This window comes from Streptococcus sp. HMSC072D07 (genome assembly GCF_001814835.1).
Lineage (GTDB): Bacteria > Bacillota > Bacilli > Lactobacillales > Streptococcaceae > Streptococcus.
The window spans coordinates 1,353-2,358 of record NZ_KV818045.1 but is presented as its reverse complement, the minus strand read 5'-3'; the positions used below and the strand labels follow the sequence as shown (position 1 = coordinate 2,358).

Below are 1,006 nucleotides of genomic sequence, written 5' to 3'. Positions count from 1 at the left end.
TCCGCAACAGCCTTTAAAAGGTCATACTCCTTGCGAGGCAAATCATCCTGACTGGTATCATAAACCTGTATCTTCCAATACTCTCCCCAGCTCAGATTCTTAACATCAAAGCGATTATCATCAAAACGATGAATCAAGCGTTTACTTTCTGTCGAAAGATATCGTTTCCCATAAATAGCTTCACTATACCTAATTTGATTTTCTTCATCTCTTTGACTATTACTGTTACCAGCCTCTTTCCAAGAAATGACCAACCCCTGTCTATCAGCTAGAAACTCATAAGATGCTGGTTCTACTTCAGGAGTTCGCACCTTATAACGATCATGTGTTAGGTAGCGATATAAAGGATAGGCTCCCGTAACTACAACCAGGAGACTTAACAGGCCCAGAATGAGTAGTATTTTTTCCCTGTATTGTTTCATTGACTTCCTCCTGAATATTTGTTGTTTGTATCTGATGAACAAAGATTATAAACTCTTAATCCATTATACCATATGCGTGACACCGTGAGAAGATGAGAAAAGCAAAAGAAAACCACCTGAAATGAATTCAAGTGGCGAATAGTTAGGGGAGCTCATTATAAACAGAGGCATCATAGATCTTCTGTTGGATTCGTTTCTTTTCTGTATACTCTTCTGGTGAAACTGTATAAATCTCATTCGTTTCAATAGATCCTGCTAAATCGGTATCCATATTTTTAAAAGCTTCCGCAATCTTGTTCATAAAGCCATCTAATGAGTCTACCGTCTCTACTAAATTTTCCATACATGTTTTTGCGAGACCCGCACAAGACTCTAGACTACTTGTAACCGGTGCATCAATGATAGTCGACATCCCCTTTGAAATCTCATCTGTCGAAACCTTAATACTTGCCTTAATACTTTGAATTCGCATCGGTTGGATCTGTTTAACTGACATTTATCAATTCCTCCTTTGGTTTCAAGACACTGATAAACTCTTCATAGGAATGGACTACATGGTCTTTCCCGTCCTTGGTCACCTCTCC

1 protein-coding gene and 1 pseudogene are annotated in these 1,006 nt (G+C 38.8%); both read right to left on the bottom strand.

The genetic code is table 11. The features are described 5' to 3' along the window. A pseudogene (locus HMPREF2991_RS03310) lies at nucleotides 1-422 on the bottom strand (hypothetical protein); the annotation flags it as partial. 142 nt (nucleotides 423-564) lie between these two features. After that, nucleotides 565-918: a hypothetical protein gene (locus tag HMPREF2991_RS03305; protein ID WP_070683547.1), complete on the bottom strand. Its 354-nt coding sequence runs from the start codon at nucleotides 916-918 to the stop codon at nucleotides 565-567. Nucleotides 919-1,006: the final 88 nt, after the last annotated feature.

Coding starts and splice junctions, on each gene's coding strand:
- HMPREF2991_RS03305 (WP_070683547.1), bottom strand. CDS start 918: ATGTCAGTTAAACAGATCCAACCGATGCGAATTCAAAGTATTAAGGCA.